This is a genomic window from Clostridium moutaii (genome assembly GCF_041205085.1).
In the GTDB taxonomy this organism is placed as follows: domain Bacteria; phylum Bacillota; class Clostridia; order Clostridiales; family Clostridiaceae; genus Clostridium_B; species Clostridium_B moutaii.
This window is the reverse complement of sequence record NZ_JBGEWD010000010.1, coordinates 118997-144032: the sequence shown is the minus strand read 5'-3', so window position 1 is coordinate 144032 and position 25036 is coordinate 118997. Positions and strand designations below refer to the sequence as shown.

At 32.9% G+C, this 25036-nt stretch carries 21 protein-coding genes and 1 tRNA gene; 9 read left to right on the top strand and 13 right to left on the bottom strand.

What is annotated here, in order from left to right; genetic code table 11:
• Positions 1–75 precede the first annotated feature (75 nt).
• The 10 genes from AB8U03_RS11745 to purR form a co-directional block, all read right to left on the bottom strand.
• Positions 76–1101, bottom strand: a complete 1026-nt coding sequence (locus AB8U03_RS11745) for a peptidylprolyl isomerase (protein WP_369704742.1) — start codon at positions 1099–1101, stop codon at positions 76–78.
• Positions 1102–1176: 75 nt separating this feature from the next.
• Positions 1177–4698 carry a transcription-repair coupling factor gene (gene mfd / locus AB8U03_RS11740; RefSeq protein ID WP_369704741.1) on the bottom strand — a complete coding sequence of 1174 codons (3522 nt, stop codon included), beginning with the start codon at positions 4696–4698 and terminating at the stop codon, positions 1177–1179.
• Between the two features lie 211 nt (positions 4699–4909).
• The gene (pth, locus tag AB8U03_RS11735; RefSeq protein WP_369704740.1) at positions 4910–5473 is read right to left on the bottom strand and encodes an aminoacyl-tRNA hydrolase; all 564 of its coding nucleotides are present in this window, start codon (positions 5471–5473) and stop codon (positions 4910–4912) included.
• Positions 5474–5530: 57 nt separating this feature from the next.
• On the bottom strand, positions 5531–6706 hold the full coding sequence (locus AB8U03_RS11730) for a S1C family serine protease (RefSeq protein ID WP_369704739.1): 1176 nt from the start codon (positions 6704–6706) through the stop codon (positions 5531–5533).
• A gap of 83 nt (positions 6707–6789) precedes the next feature.
• The gene (locus AB8U03_RS11725; RefSeq protein WP_369704738.1) at positions 6790–8205 is read right to left on the bottom strand and encodes a sensor histidine kinase; all 1416 of its coding nucleotides are present in this window, start codon (positions 8203–8205) and stop codon (positions 6790–6792) included.
• Positions 8206–8892, bottom strand: coding sequence for a response regulator transcription factor (locus tag AB8U03_RS11720; protein ID WP_369704737.1), 687 nt, complete (start codon positions 8890–8892; stop codon positions 8206–8208).
• Positions 8893–9153: 261 nt separating this feature from the next.
• Positions 9154–10113, bottom strand: a complete 960-nt coding sequence (locus AB8U03_RS11715; protein WP_369704736.1) for a ribose-phosphate diphosphokinase — start codon at positions 10111–10113, stop codon at positions 9154–9156.
• Positions 10114–10135: 22 nt separating this feature from the next.
• Positions 10136–11506 (bottom strand): bifunctional UDP-N-acetylglucosamine diphosphorylase/glucosamine-1-phosphate N-acetyltransferase GlmU, encoded by a 1371-nt coding sequence (gene glmU, locus AB8U03_RS11710; protein ID WP_369704735.1) that lies wholly within the window; start codon positions 11504–11506, stop codon positions 10136–10138.
• Between the two features lie 200 nt (positions 11507–11706).
• Complete coding sequence (gene spoVG / locus AB8U03_RS11705; RefSeq protein ID WP_369704734.1) at positions 11707–11997, bottom strand: septation regulator SpoVG; 291 nt, start codon at positions 11995–11997, stop codon at positions 11707–11709.
• A gap of 101 nt (positions 11998–12098) precedes the next feature.
• Positions 12099–12914 carry a pur operon repressor gene (gene purR, locus AB8U03_RS11700; protein WP_369704733.1) on the bottom strand — a complete coding sequence of 272 codons (816 nt, stop codon included), beginning with the start codon at positions 12912–12914 and terminating at the stop codon, positions 12099–12101.
• 233 nt (positions 12915–13147) lie between these two features.
• Here purR and murC point away from each other — a divergent pair, with 233 nt between their 5' ends.
• The 5 genes from murC to AB8U03_RS11675 all read left to right on the top strand — a co-directional run bounded on the left by murC (position 13148) and on the right by AB8U03_RS11675 (position 16407).
• A complete protein-coding gene (gene murC / locus AB8U03_RS11695; RefSeq protein ID WP_369704732.1) occupies positions 13148–14518 on the top strand; it encodes a UDP-N-acetylmuramate--L-alanine ligase in 1371 nt (456 codons plus the stop codon).
• A gap of 222 nt (positions 14519–14740) precedes the next feature.
• Positions 14741–15061: a hypothetical protein gene (locus tag AB8U03_RS11690; RefSeq protein WP_369704731.1), complete on the top strand. Its 321-nt coding sequence runs from the start codon at positions 14741–14743 to the stop codon at positions 15059–15061.
• A gap of 66 nt (positions 15062–15127) precedes the next feature.
• Positions 15128–15203 (top strand) — tRNA-Pro (locus AB8U03_RS11685).
• 392 nt (positions 15204–15595) lie between these two features.
• The gene (locus AB8U03_RS11680; protein ID WP_369704730.1) at positions 15596–16063 is read left to right on the top strand and encodes a DUF3189 family protein; all 468 of its coding nucleotides are present in this window, start codon (positions 15596–15598) and stop codon (positions 16061–16063) included.
• 143 nt (positions 16064–16206) lie between these two features.
• The gene (locus AB8U03_RS11675; RefSeq protein ID WP_369704729.1) at positions 16207–16407 is read left to right on the top strand and encodes an alpha/beta-type small acid-soluble spore protein; all 201 of its coding nucleotides are present in this window, start codon (positions 16207–16209) and stop codon (positions 16405–16407) included.
• Positions 16408–16737: 330 nt separating this feature from the next.
• Here the strand turns inward: AB8U03_RS11675 and AB8U03_RS11670 are convergent, their stop codons facing one another.
• Positions 16738–17667, bottom strand: a complete 930-nt coding sequence (locus tag AB8U03_RS11670; protein WP_369704728.1) for a DUF2935 domain-containing protein — start codon at positions 17665–17667, stop codon at positions 16738–16740.
• A 221-nt stretch (positions 17668–17888) separates the two neighbouring features.
• Entirely contained in the window at positions 17889–18701 is an 813-nt protein-coding gene (locus tag AB8U03_RS11665; RefSeq protein ID WP_369704727.1) for an alpha/beta fold hydrolase, read from the bottom strand.
• A 286-nt stretch (positions 18702–18987) separates the two neighbouring features.
• Between AB8U03_RS11665 and AB8U03_RS11660 the strand changes: the two genes are divergently transcribed.
• From AB8U03_RS11660 to AB8U03_RS11645, 4 genes are all read left to right on the top strand, one after another.
• Positions 18988–19182 carry a hypothetical protein gene (locus tag AB8U03_RS11660; RefSeq protein ID WP_369704726.1) on the top strand — a complete coding sequence of 65 codons (195 nt, stop codon included), beginning with the start codon at positions 18988–18990 and terminating at the stop codon, positions 19180–19182.
• A 398-nt stretch (positions 19183–19580) separates the two neighbouring features.
• Positions 19581–21497: an ammonium transporter gene (gene amt, locus AB8U03_RS11655; RefSeq protein ID WP_369704725.1), complete on the top strand. Its 1917-nt coding sequence runs from the start codon at positions 19581–19583 to the stop codon at positions 21495–21497.
• Positions 21484–22134 carry a response regulator gene (locus AB8U03_RS11650; RefSeq protein ID WP_369704724.1) on the top strand — a complete coding sequence of 217 codons (651 nt, stop codon included), beginning with the start codon at positions 21484–21486 and terminating at the stop codon, positions 22132–22134. Before amt ends, AB8U03_RS11650 begins: the two co-directional genes overlap by 14 nt.
• A gap of 148 nt (positions 22135–22282) precedes the next feature.
• Entirely contained in the window at positions 22283–23557 is a 1275-nt protein-coding gene (locus tag AB8U03_RS11645) for an ammonium transporter (RefSeq protein WP_369704723.1), read from the top strand.
• Between the two features lie 359 nt (positions 23558–23916).
• Here the strand turns inward: AB8U03_RS11645 and AB8U03_RS11640 are convergent, their stop codons facing one another.
• Positions 23917–25035: a Ger(x)C family spore germination protein gene (locus tag AB8U03_RS11640; RefSeq protein WP_369704722.1), complete on the bottom strand. Its 1119-nt coding sequence runs from the start codon at positions 25033–25035 to the stop codon at positions 23917–23919.
• Position 25036: the final 1 nt, after the last annotated feature.

The following is a 25036-nucleotide window of genomic DNA, read 5'->3' as shown; positions in this document are numbered from 1 at the left end:
ATAAAAAACTGACCTCCCATAAGTTAGATTTTTAGGTCTAACTTACGGGGGTCAGTTCAGTATGTAAAAATATATTTACATAATGTTTTTTTCATTTTTAGTTATAGTAGCAGCTTTTTTCCATTCCTGAACCTTCTGAGAAACTAATTTACTTTTTTGATCATCTTCCAATTGTTTTTTTATCTGATCTTTAACCTTGCTAAGAGCCTTAACAGGATATTCCTGTTTATCTATACATTTTATTATATGATATCCAAAACTGCTTTGAACAGGATCCGATATGGCTCCTTTCGCCAATTTTTTTGCCCCTGCCATAAACTGAGCATCATACTGGGAATCATCATAGCTTATGGTTCCTAAATCTCCGCCCTTATCCTTAGTAGCTGTATCCTGGGAAACTTCCTTTGCAACTTTTGCAAAATCTTCCCCTTTATCCAATCTTGCCTTTACTTTCACAGCTTCAGCTTTAGTCTTTACAAGTATATGTGCCAAATGCATTTTATCAGTCTGCTCTGTAAACTTATCTTTATTTGCATTATAATAGTCTGTTATTTGTTTATCAGTTACTTTTACATTCTTTGTAAGGCTGTTACTTACATTTTGCTGTATTTCCTGATCTTTCAATTGAGATAAATACATACTTTTAAATGACTCTTCAGTAAAACCCTGAGCTTTTAATGCTGTATCAAATTGTTCAGTACTGTTTCCAAACTGCTGTTTTTTTATTTGAGCAATTTGATTATTCATATTTGTTTCCAGTTTTTTTTCATCTGGCAAAAGTTTTAATTCCTTAGCTTTTTGCTCAATTACCTTATTTGTAATCATGTCATCAAGTATCTGTTCCTTCTGACTCTTTATGGTACTGACAGCATCTTGATTTTTAGCATAATCTTCGCCATATTGCTGCTTAGCCTGACTTAACAACTGCATGGTATTTGGATTTTTATCCAAATCCCCTCTGGTGATTTTTTCTCCATTAACTACTGCTACAGCACTATTGGCTATAGCTTCTGGTGTTTTCTCTATCATATTGCACCCGGCAATTGAAAGTGTAAATACCGTTATAAATGCAGCGGTTGCCAATTTTTTTATATTTTTCACAATTACTCCCCCACTCTTTTTTATGTCTTACAAAATACAAATTAATTTTAACATAAAAATATTTTTACTACAAAGCTATTTTTGTTCACATATTTGTAGCATATATTTAACAATTTCCTTAATATCATTCAAAATATTTTCTCTCTTTACATCTTTTAATCTATATCCAAAACCAGGTTTTTTATTCATTTTTAAAACTATTTTTTTCGAATAGTTCTTTAAAAGTCCATGCATTATATTTTTATTCACTCTATTTTCACTTTCAAATATAAAAGCAATTTCTCCCTTTGATTCTTTTATCTCCTCTATTCCAAGTTCTTTGCCTATACTTCTTATATAAGCTATGTCCATAAGATTTTGCACTGAAGTTGGTATATCAGAAAATCTATCTTCTAATTCTTCCTTTACATCTAACATGTCATCATAGGAATTTATAGCCGCTATTTTCTTATATACTTCTATCTTCTGCACTTCATTTTTTATATAATTATCCGGTATATAAGCATCGACCTTTAATTCTACAGTAGTCTCCACTGGTTCCTTGTGTATTTCACCCTTTATTAACTTAACAGTATCCTCTAACATTCTGCAATATAAATCATACCCTATAGCTGCCATATGACCGTGCTGTGATGCCCCCATCATATTTCCAGCTCCTCTTATTTCCAGATCCTTCAGGGCTATTTTAAATCCAGATCCCAATTCAGTAAATTCCTTAATGGCTTTCAGCCTCTTCTCCGCCACTTCTGTAAGAACTTTATCCTTTCTATAGGTCAAATAGCAATAAGCTATCTTATTGGTTCGACCGACTCTTCCCCTCAGCTGATAGAGCTGGGATAGCCCCATTTTATCTGCATCATATATTATCATGGTATTCACATTTTGTATATCCATACCGGTTTCTATAATAGTAGTAGATACAAGAACATCATATTTACCTTTCATAAAATCCACTATTATGTTTTCAAGTTCTCTTTCCTGCATTTGACCATGAGCCACTGCCACCTTGGCTTCTGGAACTAATTTTGATATGTAAGCAGCCTTTTCTTTTATATGTTCAACCCTATTGTATACAAAATAAATCTGCCCGTTTCTGTTTATTTCCCTCAATATAGCATCTCTCATCAATTGATCATTGTATTCTACCACATAAGTTTGTATAGGATACCTCTCATCTGGAGGTGTTTCTATAACACTTATATCTCTAACTCCTACTAGAGACATGTGAAGGGTTCGCGGTATAGGTGTTGCACTTAAAGTCAATACATCTACATTTTTTCTAATCTTTTTGATTTTTTCTTTATGACTAACACCAAATCTCTGCTCTTCATCTATTATAAGAAGACCTAAATCCTTAAATTGAACATCCTTTTGCAGTATTCTATGAGTTCCAATTAGTATATCTACATTTCCAACTTTTGCAGCCTTTATTGTAAGTTTTTGCTGGGCAGGAGTTCTAAACCTGCTTATCATGTCTATCTTTACAGGAAAATCTGAAAATCTTTGAATAAAATTGTTATAATGCTGCTGTGCCAATATTGTAGTTGGAACTAAAAATGCAACTTGTTTTCCATCCATTACAGCTTTGAAAGCGGCTCTTACGGCAACTTCGGTCTTACCATAACCCACATCTCCGCAAAGCAGCCTATCCATGACTTTATCTGATTGCATATCTTCCTTTATATCCTGGATAGTTGACAATTGATCTGGTGTTTCTTCATAGGGAAATTCATCTTCAAACTGTTTTTGCCATACTGTATCTTTTGAATATTTATATCCTTTTAAAGTTGATCTAATTGCATATAATTTTACCAGATCTTCTGCTATTTGCTCTATTGACTTTTTTACTTTCTTTTTGACCTTTGCCCATTCTGAGCTTCCCAATTTGCTTATTCTAGGCGTCTTGCCTTCAGAGCCTATATACTTTTGCACCATATCAAGCTGTTCCACCGGCACATATAATTTATCATCAGATTCATATACAAGTTCCAGATAATCTTTTTTATGTTCCTGAAACTCCAACTGCTTTATACCTTTATACACACCTATACCATGGTTGACATGAACTACAAAATCCCCCGGTTTCAACTCCGTAAAACTTTTGATTTTACTTGCTCCTTTTTTTGCAGCTTTCTTTATATTTTTTCTTCTGGCCTCTCCAAAAACTTCTTTACTTGAAATTACACTTAATTTAAGTTCTGGATATTCAAATCCTTTTAGCTGACTTCCAAAAGTTATAACTACTTCTCCGGGTTCAATTTCACGTATTACATCCTTATAACTGCTGTCTATATCCCTGTCCCTTAAAGTGTCCACCAGTCTTTCTCCTCTAGGTCTTGTACCTGACAAAATCAATATTTTAAAACCCTTGGATCTTTTATCCCTTATATCCTCAATAAGCAAATCCATTTGACCATGGTAATTATTAAGGGTGATTTGTGAAAAATTTATTATGGAAACAGGTAAAAATGTTTTAACCGCCTTGGCGATAGGATCCAATATAATACTTTCCCTATCTTTGAGTTTTTCAGTTAGCTGAGATCTATCAATCAGCATTTTGCTCTGTTTAAGCAATATATTCCCTCTTTGCAAAAAACTCTTATAGTTTTCTTCAAACTCAAAATATACGCTATTTAATTTACCTTCACACCTTTGCACATCATCCATGACTATAAAATAATCCTTTACATAGTCTAAGAAAGTAGAAGGTTTATGATAGAAGTATGGTAAAAAGCTATCAATAGTTTCAAAATTCCAGCTTTGCTCAAGAGTCTCTAGATTCTTCTTTGTGATCTCCTTTATTCTCTTAACTGCTTCGTTGTCTTTTAATTTTTTTAGTTTTTCTGATACTACTGTCAAATCTTCTTGTATGCCTTTTTTTCCTATTTCAATTTTATCTTTATCAAGTATAATTTCTCTAGCAGGAAAAATTTCTATGCTATCTACTTTTTCAATACTTCTTTGAGATTCCAAATTAAAACTTCTAATAGACTCCACTTCATTCCCAAACAATTCCAACCTGTATGGTTCTTCCGAGATAGGAGAATAAATATCCATTATACCTCCTCTGATAGAAAATTGTCCTTTTGAGTCTACAACTTCACTTCTTTCATATCCACATTGAATTAGTTTTTCGGTAATATTTTTTAAATCCAGATTGTTTCCTACTGATACTTTAAATATGTAATCTCTATATAATTCCACAGGAATATACACAGAACTTAATGACTCCACACAAGTTATTATAATTTTTTTATGTGGATTTAATATTTCTCTTATTACTTTCAGCCTTTCCCATCTCAAATCTCCAGATATAGCATCTATATTATAGAATACCACCTCTTTAGCCGGAAAATAATATACTTGTGGTAAATAAAAGGATAAGTCTTCGTACAGCTTTCTAGCTTCTACATCACTGTGAGTGACAATTAAAACCGGTCTATCCAACGTTTCATATACTCCATATATTAAATAGCTTCTAGCAGATTCTGAAAGCCCATATACTCCTACTGGGAACTTCTTTCTGCCTATTTCATTTATAATATTTTTAAACTTATTACTTTCTTTAATAGGTTTCATAAGCCCTTCTAATCTCATCTTAACAACCACCCTATAAATTTATTCATCCATTATAACTCAATGAAATTACTCACCATAATATTTATCTATAAACTCTAACCCTAAACATCTTTAATTAAACGCACAACAACCGTCAATCTCTTTCTTTTAGAGAGATTATACGGTTCTTTCACCAAATTATTTTATTTATGTAGAAACCAATTAGATCCAGAGCTTCATTTACACAAACCTATAGGGTCAATCCATTAAATCTATTCATGGCTTCTTCTACACCACTTTTTAAAATACATTCTATCACTTCTTCACTAGCTGCTAAAACCTTTTCCATATGAATTCTGTCATCTTTGGAAAATTTACCCAAAACATGGGATATAAGCTGTCCTTCAGGCTGACCTACACCTATTTTTATCCTTAGAAATTGGTCTGTAGCTAAATTCAGTATTATATTTTTCACTCCATTATGTCCTCCTGCACTTCCATGAGTTCTTATCCTAAGTTTTCCAACGGGAATATCTATGTCATCGTGCATTATTATTATGTTATTGCTATCTATCTTATAAAAATTTACAGCTTCTATAACACTTTCTCCACTTAAATTCATATAAGTACTTGGTTTTAATAATATCACCCTGTTGTTTTCTATTATACCTTCTCCGCAAAGTCCCTTAAATCTTTTCCTATTTATAGGAATTTTATACTTATCGCTCAATAAGTTCACAGAATCAAATCCTATATTGTGTCTTGTATGTTCATATTTCGTACCTATATTTCCCAAACCAACTATCAAAAACATTAATTTGCTCCAATCCCAGTATTGATACCATAATTTAAACTTCTTTCTCTATTTATTTTATTTAATTTCAGATAAGGTTATTTCCGTTTCTATAACTTTCCCATCTCTCCAAATCTTACTCTGAATTTTTTCTCCAACTTTATATCCCTCTAATATAATTTCTACATCTGATATACTCTTTACTTTCTTTCCATCCAATTCTATTAATATATCCGTAGGTTTTATACCGGCAGCTGAAGCCCCACTATTCTTTTCCACTTGTTGAACATATATCCCCTGAATTTTATTATCCTGGGATATTACACTTTCCCCACCTATACCCAGATCAGGCCTTGAAACTTTGCCATTGCTCATAAGTGATTTTATTATATTCTTTGCTTCATTTATAGTTATGGCAAAACTCATTCCCTCTATATTAGAATCAGTCCCTAATTTCAAACTGTTTATGCCTATAACATCACCCTGTATATTACAAAGAGGTCCCCCGCTGTTTCCTGGATTCATAGCTGCATCTGTCTGAATAACCTTATATATAACTCCATTATACTCTATTTTTCTATTTAATGCACTTATTATACCCGCCGTAACTGAACCTGGAAATTCTCCACCTAGGGAATTTCCTATAGCAATTGCAATATCTCCCACCTTCACTTTAGAGGAATCACCCAATTTAACTATAGGAAGATTTTTTGCATTCACTTTTATTACAGCCAGATCCGATTTTTCATCCACACCAGCTACAGACGCATCCAGTATCTTCCCGCTGGACAGTTTAACCATAACTTTGTCTGCTCCCTGTATTACATGATAGTTTGTAACTATATATCCATTTGAGTCGATTATAATCCCAGATCCACTTCCTAAATCCTGTACTCCAAAATAATCTTCTGCCTTATTACTTATGCCTACTACTGCAGGGCTAACAGCTTCTGCCACTTCCGTTATGGAATTTTGTGATGTATTTTGCGAGTTAGTTTTACCAGTACTCTCATGTGACTCAACTACTACTTGATTATTAGGTGTATAAATTTTAGTGGCTTCCTTTTTGCTGCTCATATAGGCTCCGGATACACCTCCTGAAATGGCGGCCACCAATATAAAGCAAAATACTTTTCCCAGCCTTATCATATTTGATCTTCTTTTGCTATTTATAAATTTTATTTTTGCTTTATCGGATTCTACGTTCTCCCATGAAACATCCTTTATGTTATCATATCCGTTGTTATTATCCATTAAATACACCTCATAATATCTAAAATCTAGAGTTATTATAATAAAAAAGTTTTACACAAATATGAACAAAATAAAATAATTTGTTAAACTCTTTTTAAAGTAAAAGTGAACATAATTCCATTAGGTTTCTTGTTCTCAGCCCATATATCTTCACCTAATTGGGTAAGTATACTCCTTACAATGGGAAGTCCAAGCCCTGTACTTATCTTTGAAGTTCTGGATTTATCACGTTTGTAAAATCTATCCCATATATGTTTCATATCAGGCTCTGGTATACTGGAGCCATCATTATATATGGATGTAAATACTTTTTCACCCTTTATCTTGGTGAAAATTTTTATATTTCCATCCTCATTTACATATTTTATAGCATTGTCTACCAGGTTTGTAACCACCTGAGTTATTCTATCCTTATCTGCTGCTACATAGAGCTTATCATCTTCTAAAAGTACATCTACCTTAAGCCTTTTATCATTTATTCTAGTTTCAAATTTTATAACACATAATCTTACAACCTCATTTATATCCACTTTCTCTATTCTAAGCTTAAGCTGCCCTGATTCAATAGTTGATAAATCCAAAAGATCATTTACCAGCCTAGTTAGCCTCTGTATTTCAGAATAGGTCACAGATAGATAATAACTTTGTTTTTCTGCTGGAATAACACCATCAATCATTCCTCCAATAAAACCTTTTATAGATGTTATTGGAGATCTTATCTCGTGGGATACATTGGATATAAATTCTCTTCTGTTTTTTTCCACTTGTTCCAGAGAATCTGCCATACTGTTAAAAGATTTTGCAAGTTCCCCGATTTCGTCATTTGATTCAATTTCAACTCTTTTTTCAACCTCTCCTTTAGATATTTTATCTGCTGCATAATTAATTACCTTAAGTGGTTTTATTATTATCCTCTGAGATAAATAATAAATTACAACGCAGCATATTATAATAGCAAAAACTGCTGATATCCATATTATTTCATATACTCTTTTTAAAGGACCTCTTAACTCACTTATGGATGTATGCATCATTATAGCGCCTTTGAATACCTTATTTGAAAAAATTGGTACCTCAAAGGTATGTACTGGAGCTGTAAATATATTTGAATAAGTCTCTGTCTTGTCTACTGTTTTGTTTTCTCTAAGTTCCATTAAATCGCTAGTAACTATCTGCTTTGAGGTAGCTATCAACTTTTTATGTTCACTTCTTGATACGGAATATACATAACCATAGTTATCCACAAGCCATATATCTGCCGATAGATAATTTCCTATATAAGTTAAGGTTTCATTTATATCATCTGGTGTCAAATCCCCATCTAAATATTGAATTGCCCTATATTTTATGAATTGAGACTCTTTAAGTAATTCACTTTCCCTCTGTTCAAAATAATAACTTTCAAACCAATAGGATAAAAAAGCTGCTGTCATTACAAAACTTACTATAATAATTGCAATAAATGCAGCCATAAGTTTTGAAAATAAACCCTTTTTCATCTATTTCACCTCAAACTTATATCCCACACCCCATACTGTTTCTATTTGCCAGCTAAGTCCACCTTGAAGTTTTTCCCTAAGCCTTTTAATATGCACATCTACTGTTCTGGAATCTCCAGGATAATCATATCCCCAGACTTCACATAATAGCTGCTCTCTGGTAAATACCCTATTTTTATTGCTTGCTAAATAATATAGCAGTTCAAATTCCTTCGGGGGCATTTTTATTTCTTCGTTTTTATAAACAACCGTATATGAATTTATATCAATAGTCAACTGTTCAAATTTCAGCACCTCTTTACTGTCATTATCCACACTATATCTTCTCAGCACTGCTTTAATTCTAGCCAGCATCTCCTTTGCTTCAAAAGGTTTTACTATGTAATCATCCGCCCCGAGCTCAAGTCCTAAAACCTTATCAAAAGTTTCTCCCTTTGCAGTAAGCATAATTACAGGAGTTTCACATTCTTTTCGTATCCATTTAAGAACATCTATACCATCTATATTTGGAAGCATTATGTCCAGTAGTACTAAATCCGGTTTATACTCCAAAAATAATGTTTCTGCTGTTTTACCATCATTTGCAATTTGCGTTTTATATCCTGCACTTTCTAAATACATCTTTATTACTTCACAAATATTTTCGTCATCATCTACAATCAAAATCTTGCCTATTGAGCCCTCCATCATTATCCTCCTAATCAATCTTTTTTATCTATGTCATCTATATTATCTATTTATTATTATCAACTATATTTCCTAATTCATTACACTAATATTTATAATTTCTGATAATTATTTAAAAATTAACTGCTACATATATTAAATCTATCATATATTTTTATATAAATACTGTTCTCCTTTTAAAAGTTACAAATAAGTTACAAAATAAATCTATATTTTTAAAGAAGAGCATGTAGAAAATGGATTCTACATGCTCTTCTTCAGCTAATCTTCAAATAATTTACTTACTGAGATGTCTTCATATATTCTTCTTATGGCTTCTGCAAACACTGGAGCTATAGATAATATTTTAAATTTATCCAGCATTTTGCTTTCCGGTAGGTTTATTGTGTTTAACATTATCAACTCTTTTATGACAGAATTTTTTATTCTCTCTATTGCTGGTCCAGACAGCACGGCATGAGTACAACATGCATAAACCTCTTTTGCCCCTCTGTCCATAAGTGCTTGAGCGCCATTTGTTATGGTCCCAGCTGTATCTATCATGTCATCTACCAATATAGCAGTTTTACCTTTTACATCTCCAATTATATTCATTACTTCCGATACATTGGCTTTTGGTCTTCTCTTATCTATAATAGCTATGGTTGCATGAAGTTTATCTGCAAATTTTCTAGCTCTTGTTACGCTTCCAAGATCTGGGGAAACCACAACTATATCCTCTCTCTCATCAAATCCCTTTTGTATAAAATATTTTGCTAAAATAGGAGCTCCTAAAAGATGATCTAAAGGTATATTAAAATATCCCTGAATTTGTGCTGCATGAAGATCCATAGTAAGAACTCTATCCGCTCCAGCTGCTGTCAATATATCTGCTACAAGCTTTGCTGTAATTGGATCCCTTGCTTTAGCCTTTCTATCCTGCCTGGCATATCCATAATAAGGCATTACCGCAGTTATTCTCCCTGCAGATGCCCTCTTAAATGCATCAATCATAATCAAAAGTTCCATCAAATTATCATTTACAGGATCATTAGTAGATTGAACTATAAATACATCCATTCCTCTTACAGTTTCATTAATATCTACAGATATCTCTCCATCACTAAAAGTTGAAACTTTCGAATCTCCAACTGTAGCTCCCAAAATATTTGCTATTTCTTTAGCCAATTCAGGATGAGAGTTTCCCGCAAAAATCTTAATATTTTTACCATGGGTTATCATTGTGTAAAGCCCTCCTAAAATTTTATTTCTTTAATCCTTTTTTATATACCCAGCCTTCCTTATTCACTTGTTTGGCCCTGGCTATAGCAAGTGAACCTTCAGGCACTTCTTCTGTTATAGTGGATCCAGCTGCTATGTATGTATCATCATTTACCTTAACTGGTGACACTAGGTTAGTATTACATCCTATAAATGAATTATCTCCAATTAAAGTTTTATTTTTCACTTTGCCATCATAATTCACCACAACAGTTCCACAACCAAAATTACATCCTTTTCCCACCTTGGCATCACCTATGTATGTCAAATGAGATACTTTCGTTTTATCTCCAATAGTAGATTTCTTTATCTCTACAAAATCACCTATTTTAACGGATTTACCTATTACACTTTCAGGTCTTATATAAGCAAAAGGCCCTATAGTAACACTTTCACCTATTTTACTTTCCAATATCACCGAACTTTGCACTGTAACATTATTATCTATTAAACTGTCCTTTATACGGGAATTAGGATATAATATACAATTTTCTCCTATAGTAGTATCTCCCTGGAGCACATTTCCAGGATATATTATAGTATCCTTGCCTATTGTAACATCTAAACCTATATAAGTGGTGTCAGGATCAATAAGTGTAATTCCATTTTCCATATGTATCCTATTTATTCTATTTCTCATAACCTTTTCAGCTTCTGAAAGCTGTGTTCTGGAATTAACCCCCATAACTTCCTCAAAATTTACTGGAAGTGCACCTATTTTTTCTCCATTACTCTTTAATATTTCTATAATATCCGTTAGATAATACTCGCCTTGAGCATTATCATTACGTAATTTATTTAAGCTTTCAACAAGACTCTTTATATGGAAGCAATACATTCCTGAATTTATTTCATTAACTTTTAATTCTTCCGCTGAACAATCTTTATGTTCAACTATCTTGAGTACTTCTCCGTTTTTCTCCCTTATAATTCTTCCATATCCAGTAGGATCATTTACTATAGATGTCAATATAGTAGCTTTGTATTTACCATTATTGTGAAAACTCAACATGTTTTTTATAGTAGTCGCTTTTATTAAAGGTGAGTCTCCCGTAAATATAACTACTGTCCCTTCTTTGTGCCTTAAAAAATCGTCAGCACACAAAACCGCATGTCCTGTGCCTAATTGCCTATCCTGAAAAGAATACTTTACATTTCTGCTCTCAGTAACTGTTTTTACTCGTTCTGCTCCATTTCCAATCACAACATTTATATCCTCTATTTGTGCTTTTTTTACAACATCAATAACTATGTTCACCATTTCTCTTCCACAGATCTTATGCAATACCTTAGGGGTAGAAGATTTCATTCTTTTCCCTTCGCCAGCCGCTAATATTATAGCACAATTATACATTTTAACACCTCTTCGTGGTATAAATCCACTTTTTTCTACACTATATTATTAAAACATCCTATAATATTATATTTTATATGAAAATTATTTGCAACCTTATAGGTAATTTTCGGAATAGTGATTAAAAAAGTATTTTTCAAATATATTTAAATGCAAAAAAGATGGAGGAATAATAAAAAGGAGTAAAATACTCCCTTTTATTATTCCTCCGTCTTTTGCTCGGTAGCAATTTCCTCACTTTTCACTTTTTCGTACTCATCAAGAATGGCTTTTTGTATTTTCTCCCTTGTTTGAGTATTTATTGGGTGAGCAATGTCTTTAAATTCCCCATCAGGAGTTTTCCTGCTTGGCATTGCTATAAAAAGACCGTTTTGTCCCTCTATAACTTTTATATCGTGAACTACGAATTCGTTATCGAAGGTTACTGAAACAATAGCTTTCATCTTACCCTCGGCAGCAATTTTTCTTACCCTAACGTCTGTAATTTGCATATAAATCCACCTCCAAGATGCTTATGTATATACTATTCTCTATATTTTATATTTTTCCTTCTTATTTTATTAAAAACTAATAAAATTTTTTGAAAATTTTATTAGTTAAACATTTGTGAAGGAGATAATGAGGCATTCCCATTTTCATCAATACCTTTAAAATCCACTATTGATACATAATTTTGCACTAACTTCTTAGGAATTCCTACATTATCTATTAGAAATCCTATGCCTAAAAGTTCACTTTCAAATTCTTTTAAAAGATCAATTATACCCATGGCAGTTCCCCCTGCCTTCATAAAGTCATCAATAAAGATACATCTGCTTCCTTTTTTTAATGCCTTTTTAGATAATGACATATTTTGAATTCTCCCTGTAGAACCTGATACATAATTTATAGTTAAAGTAGATCCTTCTGTAAACTTTGTTTCTCTCCTTACAACTACAAGTTGAACTCCAAGCATTCTAGCAACTTCATAAGCTAATGGTATTCCCTTTGTTTCCACTGTAACTACGCAATCGATACCTTTTTCTATAAAAATAGATGCTAAAATCACTCCTGCCGTATGTATTATCTTAGGATTAAACATTATATCTGTCATATATAAAAAATTGCCTGGTATTATTCTTTCTCTATTTTTCAAAATAATACATAACTTTTCAGCAAATTTTCTAGTCTTTTCAGGAGATATCCCACATATATATTTGATCCCACCTGCTGCTCCTGCCACAGTGTCCATTCTCCCCATATTTAATTTACTTAAAGTGTCTTTAATTACCACTATATCTTCGCTTATTGTTGATTTAGCAGTATTAAACATCTCAGTAAAATTATTTAAACCCATTATCTTATTGGGATTTTCAAGTAATACTTTTGTTATTGCCGCTATTCTATGATTTCTACTAAATTTTTGCATTTTATCACCTATCTACATGATCTTACGAATGATATTCTAAGATCTTATTCTATTATTCATATTGTATTCTAAAAGTTGTTTTTAATCAATACTTATTTATCATAACCTTTATCCATGAAACATCCCTATGAATAAATCATATTTTATCATAGAAATATAATTTTCTTGTGTTTTTTAACTAATTTTTGTATATAATTATTGATAGGTTAGTTAATATGAAGGAGTGATTTGATTTGTCATTTGATTTTATAAAAAATAAAAAAGTACACTTTATAGGTATAGGTGGAATAAGCATGAGTGGTCTGGCTGAAATTTTACTTGAAAAGGGATTTAAGGTGTCAGGTTCTGACATTAAGGCTTCCCCTACAACAGATAAGTTAAAATCAATAGGTGCTCAAATATATATAGGCCAAGTTGCTGAAAATATAACTCCAGATATAGATTTAGTCGTATATACTGCTGCCATCTCCAAAGATAATGAGGAACTTTTAAAAGCTAAGGCTCTAAATATTTCCTTGATGACCAGGGCAGAATTTTTAGGGAGTATAATGAAAGGTCACAAATACAATGTAGCAGTATCCGGAACCCATGGCAAAACCACTACTACCTCTATGTTATCCTCTATAACACTCAATGCCAATTTAGATCCCACTATACTAGTAGGAGGCAATCTGGATATCATAAATGGAAATGTTAGAATAGGAAATAGTCCATATTTTATTACAGAAGCTTGTGAATACAAGGAATCCTTTTTAAAATTTTTTCCATTTATAGGTGTAATCTTAAATATAGATGCTGACCACCTTGATTATTACAAAAACATAGATAATGTACAAAACGCCTTTGTAAAGTTTGCCAAGCTGATTCCTCATAATGGATACTTGGTATGCTGCGATGATGATAAAAGGATGGTAAAAGTAATATCTAATGTAAACTGCAATGTAATTACCTACGGAATAGATGGCGGCGACATTACAGCTGGGGACATATTTTTTGATGAAAAGGGATGTGCCTATTTTAAAGTATACAAGGATAATAAAGCTGTACTTTCCTTGCACCTAAACATTCCCGGCAAACACAATGTATTAAATGCTCTAGCCAGCATAGCTGTTTCCTTAATTTTAAATATATCAATGGAAGATATCAAAAAGGGCCTGGAAAGTTTTAAAGGCACTCATAGACGATTTGAAATTAAAGGTAAAAAAAATGGGGTAACAGTAGTAGATGATTACGCCCATCACCCTACTGAAATCAAAGCAACCTTAAGTGCTGCCCAAAACTATCCTCATAAAAGAATAGTTTGTGTTTTTCAGCCCCATACATTTTCAAGAACCATAAACTTATTTAAGGAATTTACTTCTGCTTTTGACAATGTAGATGAACTGATACTGGCAGATATATATCCTGCAAGGGAAAAGGATACTGGAGAAGTGAGCTCCGCTATGCTGGCCAAGGCTATTTCAAAAAGGGGAATAAAATGCAGCAATATTAAAGATTTTAATTCAATAGTTCAATATTTAAAAGATAACTTAAATGAAGGTGATTTATTTTTGACTATAGGAGCAGGAGATGTTTTTAAAGTAGGTGAAATGTACCTGCAATAAAACCATATCATCAAGTAATTCTAAGGCTCAGTTGGAGCTTGTTCATAAGGAATGTCTCCACTCGAACCTTAGAAGAACTTATCCAGAATCGTAACCTTGTTAACACCTCCACTTTACATAGTAGAGGTGTTAACAAGATCATGGGGTAAAATCTATAATTAGGTGTAAAACACTTCTAATAGGGTAATACTATAATTGATAAGCCATTGGAGGTGTTTTAATTTGAAAAACTTTTTAATATCTGCGTTAGTTGACATATTTTTAATTTTATTATCTTATTTTCTATTTGTAAAAATAATTAGCGGTCCTACAAGACACAAGTTATATGAAAAATTTTTTAGATCCTTTGCTAAATTTATAATTTACCTGTTTTTCACGACCTTACTTATAACAGGTTTAAGTGCACTAATACTATACAGGACCTCTTATATAGCTTATATAAACATAATATCTCCAGCATTAGTATCCATATTAGTCGGTTTTCTAATGTCTACAGTTCCTACAAGAGGTGAAGGTGATAATTCTAATATAACTGCAAAATAAAACATTACACCATATAAATTTTTACTGTGACGTTTATATAATATATGTTATAATATATTATATAAGCGGGGTGTAGCGCAGATGGTAGCGCGCTTGCTTCGGGAGCAAGAGGTCGCAGGTTCGAATCCTGTCACTCCGACCATTGATATAGATGGGTTTAACGTTATTTAAGTGTATTGATATTTTTAATAATACCCACCTTTTTCAAATTTATATTATATAAAGTTAAAAATCCTGGCCTAAAAATAAGCCGGGATTTTCTATATTTTAAATCAGGCTATTTTTTTATCATCTATTGTATTTATAGTTTTTATTACTTAACTTCAAATGTTATCCACATCTGTCGATAATATTTAAACAAAAAATATAACTCCAGCTTAATTTTAACTGGGGTTTTTACACATTATATATTAATATTGATTAATTACCAATAATAAAAATATGTTAGATTCTCTTATAAAACTATAATTGTGAATATATTTATAGTTTTGTAAGACACTAAATCTATAAAAATTATAAAAGTAGGTGAATAATATGATTGTCATATATCATGATGTTGGTGGAGCTCATTCTACGGCAGTAGCCGCCAATATACATATCAATAAACTCCCAATGGATAGAATACCAAGCAGAGAGGAGCTACTTGATTTATCAACCTTTGACAAGATTGAAAAAGATCAAATTGGTCATTTAATATATATTGGAGAAGATGAATTCAATGCAAAAATATATACACTTGCCAGGAAATATAATCCAAATATAGTAATACCTGCTATTACTGATATGTATTCTATTTTAAATGACAGCAATAATAAACTTTTTATTATTGATACCAAGCCAACTGTTAATTTACTTATGAATATAGGCGGATATGCTTCAAGAAAATTGCATTGGGTGAATTTTGGAAGGCCCATTGTAACAAAAGGAACTCAACAAGCTTATATGAATATAGTTAATATGGTTAAAGCTGTGAAAAATAATTTAAAAAATAAAAAGCACTAGGTATAAAATCCTTTTTTATATAAACATATCTGCTAAAGTAATATCTTTAAACACTTCTTTGATTTTCTAGCATAATTCTTTCTATATTGTATAAACTTTAATTACAGGAAGTAATTAATACCACAAATAAAGAGGTGTTTTCTATGTCAAGTAAACCATTAGTTCCAAACGCAAAAGAAAAATTATATAAACTTAAAATGGAAACTGCAAATCAATTAGGAATTAATTTAAATAAAAAATATATTGCAGATTTGACCTCAAAAGAGGCTGGAGAAAAAGGTGGACCCATAGGTGGGAATATGGTTAAAAAAATAGTCAAGGATTATGAGCAAAAATTACAGTGAGTCCGTGGTTAACTATTTTATATTATACAACCAAAGACTTTGCCTAAAACCCAGTGATCAAAAATAGTCTTTGGTTGTTTAGGCAATGCTAGTATAATTTCTAACATATACCTTTTTTATATATCCATGTAGTTTTCTATCATGCTGATAAACCCTCTATATAAAATTTTAAATTAAATTCATTATTTTAGATAATGGATGCCTATTTGCAATATAATTTTAAAATGGCATTATTAAATATATTAATAAGGAGGGTATCGTCATGTCCAATTTGATAATATTTTAATTCCACTCTAATTCCTAATATTTTCATTACATAGAAATACTTTATTATACGTTTACTTTCCTAAATATTTTTAATAATCGCAAATAGTGATTTGCTTCTCGTAAAGTGTGATCACCTAATAACGGTATTATTATGGATCTAATTTTACAATCTACCAGCCCTTGTGTACCTTGTGCTTTAAATTTACTTATTTCTATAGTTGCTTTGAGACTGTCATCTGTTACTTTTGAAATTGGTATTGTCTTGTCCATAGCTTCTTTCGCTTCTTCTGTCAATTTGTCAAACTCATTTCCAAAATTATTTGCAGTATTTATAAGTTCATTTTCAGTCGGATCAAGAAGTCCGCGAATAAATTTTGAATGTTCAGCCATAATTCTGTTCCAGAAAGCCTCTTGCTTATAAGCTTCCATTTCTAAGTTGATATTTTCACGATTTTGAAGTTTTTGAACCAACTTATAATAAAACTTTGCTTCTCTTAAAATGTGGTCTATAAGTAGAGGATAATTATTTGTAAATATCTTACATGACATGACTGCTGATAATATCCTAGTCTTAAACTCTGCTAGATCTGAAACCAACTCCATAGCTCTCTGGTTAAGCATAAATACTCTTTGTTCAAATGCGGAATTAACCCTCATTAAGTCATTACACATCAATGTTGATTCTGCATTTGTCAAATTAGTTGAAATGTTTACCCCTGTAAAATATGCTGAAGCCATTTCGGCTTTTAATGTAAATGGAGTTATTACTTCACCAGACTGCAATACACTACAGCTAACAACACCATTAGAAAGAACTACAGTATCTGCTAAAAGCTTATCAAACTCCATTCTAAAGGTATCTGCCTCAAGTATAAGGTTTGAGTCCCTTTGTGTAAAACCTGCTTCTAAAAAGAATGAATGTTCTTTCATAATTCTTGCAAAAAATAGATGTAATTCTAAGGATTGTCGTATAAATTCAATACTAGATGACATAATTCGCCTTTCTCGATAATAATAATTGCTTACGCCATCATTATATTAATTTTATGCGTGAAATGTTACTATTGAATAGCCATATCTATTAAAGCCCGTTTATCTTCACATAATTCTTTTATCCCTTTATATATTTCTATCAATTCATCAAAAGTGACAAATTTTATTTCTGGACCATCATAACCATTTTTAGTAAGATTTTTTTCATAGGAGCTTATACTTTATTCATCAATAAAGTTCATTAATTCTTTATTAAATTTATCTTTCTGATCATAGAATAGTCCATGCCCACTATATTTAAAAGGTATAAGTTTCGAATTCCCAATACTTTGTTTTTGTACTTCAGCTAGTGGAAATGGAACGACCCTATCGTGAATCCCATGGAGAATTAATGTTGGAACATTTATTTTCCTTAAATCAGAAAACAGTACTTCATCTATCCAAGTATTTGCAATAGCCGCAGTTGCCCACCCTGATGCCCTCAATCCCAATTGGAAAAACCACTCTGAGAAAGCTTGGGTTATATGCTGATAGAAAAATGTATCCCCAAAATCCTGAAGCATTTTAGGACGATCAGTATATGTTCCTTGAATAATTTGTAGAACAGTTTCTTTGTCTAAACCATATGGAAAATTAGGACGTTTAATAAGACTGGGAGCGGCGGCTGCAAAAAGAGCAAGCTTAGATACACCATATCCTCTATATCTGGACATATATCTAATAGCAATAGCTCCTCCCGTCGAATGACCTGCCAGTGTAAAACTGCTCAATTGTAATGCTCTAACCACATATCTAACGTCATCTGAAAGTCTATTATAATCATATCCTGTAAATGGTTTATCAGATTTCCCAAATCCCCTTTGATCTATACCAATACACCTATACCCCTTTTTAGGGAGCACATTAAATTGATACTCAAATAAATTATGATCTCCAGGCCAGCCGTGTAAAAATACTATTATTTTATTACCTTCAGGATTAAGATCTTCCACGTAAACTTTCACTCCTGGCTCCACCTCAATATAATATCCCATTAAAATTCCTCCAATATTGAATATTTATATTGGCATATTATTCCTATGAATATGATTTTGTGAACTATTAAGTCATTTCAAAAAATACCATATCACTCAATTTCGTCCTATTTAATTCGCAATTTTTCACTTTAAGAATTACTCTCTATCTCTCTAATCCTTTTCTAAAACTTTTAGACATTTATACAGCCTACTAATTAATTTCATTTTTCCATGACCTTTGAACATTCTTTATTCACTTATACCGTCGCTTAGCATATCTATAATTGTGAAAGGCGGTGATATTATGTCTTCCGTGACTGATAAAATTGTAAATTCAGTGCTCGATTCTTATAATTTTGAAGAAGTTTCTGATTTAACTAAAGAACAATTTTCTGAAATTCTTTCAAGAATATTAGATAACTCTCTAAGCAATAGAACTATCATTGGAAAAACACCAAAACCAAATCATCATCATAGAACACATCGGCATAGACATTAATCAGACGTTAACTGCTCTTGAACTTGCTCTTCAGGAGCAGCCTCTTTTTATTTTTCATTTATGTTAAGTACTTAGGTTCGAATCCTATCACTCCGACCAAAAACATTTTGTTAAAAACTGTAGAATGCAGAAATGTGTTCGACAGTTTTTATTTTATATGCTACGCTAGAATTAGTAGAAATTAATTTGTTGGTGGAATAACTAGAAGTGAAAGACACCGCTTTATTAGTTGTGGATGTTCAGGTGCTATTGATTCAGAAACACCCACTATATTCAACTAACTTCCCACGTTATTAGGTTGGAAGTTGCCGCATCAGGTTTGATGCGGCAGTTTTCAGGGTTCAGGTCAAATTTTTATGCTTTATAATATAGCCGTCTATGAAAGCTGGTGAGAAGCAATGAATGGGATTAATCACTTATGGATACTTATTTGTGCCTGTTTTGTCTTTTTCATGCAGGCTGGTTTTGTTTGTTATGAAGTAGGCTTTGTACAGTCCAAGAACGTTATCAGCGTAGCAATGGAGAATATAATTGCATTTGTAGTTGCAACTTTATCATTTTATTTTGTAGGATTTTCATTTATGTTCGGTATAAGCCATGCCGGTTTTATCGGTACTGACAATTGGCTGCTTTTAAATTTAAAAAGCAATTATGATTATGTTTTTGTATTCTACCAGCTGATGTTTGCCGGAACAGCTGTCACTATTTTTTCCGGAAGCATGTCCGAGAGAACAAAATTAAAAGCCCTGGTAATAGCATCCATTGTTGTAGGAGCTATTATTTACCCCATATATGGACATTGGGTATGGGGAGGCACTTACAGAAATCAGCTTACATTTTTGTCGAGATTCGGATATATAGATTATGCCGGTGCTACCGTAGTCCACTCAACCGCAGGATGGATAGCCCTGGCAGGGACAATTATTGTTGGAGCAAGAAAGGGCCGATGGGATGAAAATGGGAATCCTAAAAGACTTGGCCGATCCAATATCCCATTTGCAACACTCGGAACCTTTATATTATGGTTTAGTTGGTTTGGTTTTAATGGAGGCAATCTTTTAAAATTTGATGACAAAATAGGCTTGATATTGCTGAATACGAATATCTCAGCATCGGCAGGCGTAGTCGGAGCAGTTGTTACTACCTTTTTGATTGCCAAGGATCAAAGCTTTATGGAAGCTATTTTCAACGGAGCCCTTGGAGGGTTGGTAGCGATTACAGCGGGATCGGACATTCTAACTCCTATGCAAGCTATTATTGTAGGATTAATTACAGGATCAGTTGTAGTTCTGGGAAGTTTACTGTTGTTAAAGCTAAAGATTGACGATGCTGTGAATGCAATACCCATACATGCTTTTGGAGGAGTCAGCGGAGCATTTCTCTGCAGTCTTTTTGCCTCACCGGAGTATTTGAACCTTCCGTCAAGGATTCAGCAAATTATGGTGCAGCTTTTGGGAATTACAGTTAATTTTGTTTGGTCATTTGGGGCCGGTCTGCTAATGTTCTATATAATTAATAAGACAATTGGCTTGAGGGTTTCCAACGAAGAAGAGGAAAAGGGGCTTAACATTGTGGAGTTTTCTGATGTTTACTCCTGGATCCATTATCTTGAAGAGGAGCATTATGAGAACCTGACACAGGATCTGTACCAAAAAATCCGCCAACAAAACATTGTGTTGAAGCGTCAGGCAAATATGCTGGTTGTCACCCAGGAGAGAGAAAGAGAGAAAATTGCCCGCGACCTTCATGATGGTGTGGGACAATCACTTGTGGCCTTAAAAATCAATCTTGGCTTAATTCAGAGCAAAACAGAGAACGAAGCTTTAAAAGGTCATGCTGATAGAACCATAAAGCTGGTGGAAAACACCATTGAAGAAATGAGAAATGTTATCTACAACATAAAACCTGTTGAATTAAAAAGAGATGGACTTACAAAAAGTATAATAAGCCTTTGCAATAAATTGGAAAACTTAAGCAATATAAAATTCAACTGCAATATTGCCAATGACTTGCCGGAATGGAATGAAACTGAAAAGTTAAATATATATAGAATCGTTCAGGAGTGCCTTACTAATATCATCAAACATTCCGGCGCTGCTGAAACAGATATAAACATGCTTACACTCAATAACAGACTGCTTTTAATAAGGATAATTGATAATGGTCGGGGATTTGCTGTTAAAAATGTAAACTCCGGTCTGGGGTTAACTGCAATCAGGGAAAGGGCGGCTATGCTGAATGCCAAAATAATGATTGACAGTGAAGAAGGCCAGGGAACAAGAATTATACTGGAGGTTCCGTATGAAAAAAATTAAAGTATTTATAGCTGACGATCACAAAATCTTAAGAGAATCCCTTGTTATTCTGCTTGCGCAGCATGAAAATATAGAGGTTATTGGCGAGGCTGCCAATGGGCAGGAGGCTTACGGAAAAATTATGAAGTTAAAGCCTGATATCGCTATCCTTGACATATCCATACCTCAGTTGAATGGGCTTGATTTGGCTGCCAAGTTGAAACAGGAAACATCATATATAAAAATTATCATTTTGACTATGCATAAAAATGAAGATCTTATCACAAGAGCCCTTTGCATGGGTGTGGAGGGTTATGTTCTTAAAGATAATGCTCTGGAGGAACTCATCAAATGTATCGAAACTGTTTATGATAATAAGATTTTTTTATCTCATAATTTTACTCAGTTGATAGTAGATGGCTTTATAAAGAGCCGTCAGAATAAAAACAGTTTACAGACAGAAGCTCTATCTGCAAGAGAACGCGAGATCCTTCAGCTGCTGGCTGAAGGCAAATCCAACAAGGCTATTTCCATTATTCTTAATTTAAGTATAAAAACAGTTGAAACACATAGAGCAAATATTATGCGCAAAATGGATTTTAATAATATTGTAGATCTTGTATTATATGCTGTAAGAAATCATATCATCGAGCCATGAATTATTGTTTTATTATTTAAAAGCTACAGCTTAATTGATAAAATGATACGGTTTAATTTACGTAATAATACGGTATTTCCTGTATGTATTTTTCCCTTCTCATAACCTATCATGGAATTGAAATAATAATTTATGGGGGGAAATATAAATGATTAATTCGGGAGATACCGCATTTATGCTAATAAGCGCTGCATTAGTGTGTCTAATGACACCCGGGCTTGCATTTTTTTATGGCGGCCTTGTTAGAAAGAAAAATGTATTGACAATCATGACGCAAATCTTTATTTCAATAGGGATAGTCAGTGCAATATGGTTTTTGTGCGGATTTAGTTTGGCTTTCGGGCCTGATGTAAAAGGAATTATAGGCAATATGCATTATGCATTTCTAAATGGCGTGGGAATGCTTCCAAACCATATATATGGGCATACAATTCCTTTCATGGTTTTTTTTATTTATCAACAGATGTTTGCAATTGTCACACCTGCTTTGATTACAGGAGCCTTTGCCGATAGAGTCAATTTCAAAAGTTATCTGATTTTCAGTGTTGCATGGAGTTTCCTTGTCTATATACCCCTTGTTCACTGGATATGGGGCGGAGGATTTTTGCAAAAATTGGGTGTAATCGATTTTGCAGGAGGTATTGTGGTGCATCTCAGTGCCGGTTTTGCCGCATGGGCTTCTGTATTTTTTATTGGGAAAAGGATAATACTTCCCAATGAAGACAATACACCTCACAATATTACTTATGTTGCTCTCGGCACCGGGCTTTTATGGTTCGGTTGGTTCGGTTTCAATGGAGGAGGTGCGCTGGCAGCCAACGGGACGGCAGCTGTGGCATTTGTAAATACAAATATTGCTGGCTCCATAGCTATGGTAACGTGGCTAATTATTTCATGGGTTCACAAAAAGCGTCCTAGCTTTATGGGAACATTAACAGGTGCTGTCGCCGGACTTGTTACGATAACACCTGCAGCAGGCTATGTTGAACCATGGGCTGCTGTGATTATAGGTCTGGCTGCAAGTACGGCATGCTATTTGGCAATACAGTTAAGAATGAAGTTGGGCTTGGATGATGCACTAGATGTATGGGGAATACATGGCGTAGGCGGTATGCTCGGTTCAATACTTTTAGGTGTATTTGCAGTAAAAAGCATTGGTGGGGTTGACGGCTGGATAGCAGGAAACTTTAATCAATTCATAATTCAGCTTTTTGCGGTAGTTATTACTGCTGCATACTCTTTCATTGTAACCTTTGTATTATTAAAGGTGATCAATCATTTTGTGCCTGTAAGGGTTTCAAAGGAAGAAGAAATTATAGGATTGGATGACTCCATTTATAAAGAACATGCATATAATATGCTATCATTTAACCAGCACTCTAAAGTTCAGCCAATAGAAGCAGAAAAGTTAATTATGAAATGATATGCCTTATGGTGTACGGCTGTAAGACATGGCCCGAGCTTTCATCTGTTAAAAGTAACTTGTTTTACATCTTAAAAAGCAGTATTTTTACCTAACTTCCCAATGATTAAGTACTTGTTGTTTTCTGCAGTGATGTACAAGCTTTATTGATTATACTTAAAGTTTGTACATTGCCATAAATTCTAAACTTTCGGGTACCCCGAAGCTGAAGCCGTAATATCAACTGTCATTATATTAATCAAAGCAACGTCATTAGCTGTGGGAATTTATGATTATAGACCTGGTTAAAAGTACGAATGCTGCTTTGCAATATCGTTAAGAATGAAGCAGACTGGGTCTCCTTTATTTTTGTTAAAAATCTAATAATTTCTTCTTCCCAATTTATTAATCTTAACATTTACATTTACCTTGATTTCCGAATTACATATTATTTTGTTCCAATCATTCCCACTTTGTCTGCCATACTTTGCTGCAGCAACCATCCCTAACTGTAGGCAATCCACTTTGCATTCATTTTTCATCTTAATAATGAAATCATTGCATTTGTCCGTAATTTCTTCAGACATTTCCTTATTGAATTGTTCATTTTTTTCAGGGTGATTTTCTAAGTCCTTATAAATAGTATTTTGTATTAAATCTCCCTCTAAATTAATATCTATAATAAACTTATATTTGTCTCCCTTCTTAATGCAAGATACCTTCCTCTTAGATTTAGCATAATAGTCAACATATGTCTGAGGAGATTTTTGTATTGTAAGAATACCATTAACATTATTTTCTCTCATTATATTCATAATTCTAAGTTCATCAATACCAATTTTTGAAACCATTTTATCCTTATCAAATAAAGCCATTCCAGTAATTTTAATTTCATTATTCAATACTTCTATATAAGGTAATACTACATTACATCCTTCACTGTCAACTGATGAAAATAAATCCATAATTTTATAGTCATTTGAAAAGAAATTATAAAATACGGAATTCCTAATCAATCCTTCTATAAAGTCTGCAGAGCTGGGGTAACCCTTTAAATTCATACCAAGTATATCTGATGCCTTTCCTTTACATACTGCAACATATTCAGTATCATTTGAATAAGGATTTCTAAATAGAATATCTATCCAATTCTTTAAACCATAAAGAGCCTGCTGCTCACTTATAATTAATACCTTTTCCAGCCCCAATAAATTTTGCTTATCGTCAGCTAATTGCCTGTTCTGTCTCGTTTGCCCTATAGTCTGTGCGATTCCAGTTCTTAAAATACTTTCTATTTTTCCTTCATGTTCAAATAGATATACGGACATGGGCACAATATGTTCCACTTCACCATTCTTTATGACAAGATCCGCTCCCAGCCCTGAAATAGCATCTAAGTCTTCTATTGGCTGCTGTTGATTTAATCCAGTGGAAAAAAGAACAGTAATTATAATACATATTAAGGCTATACCTATAAATTTCTTTGTATTTTTTTTCATT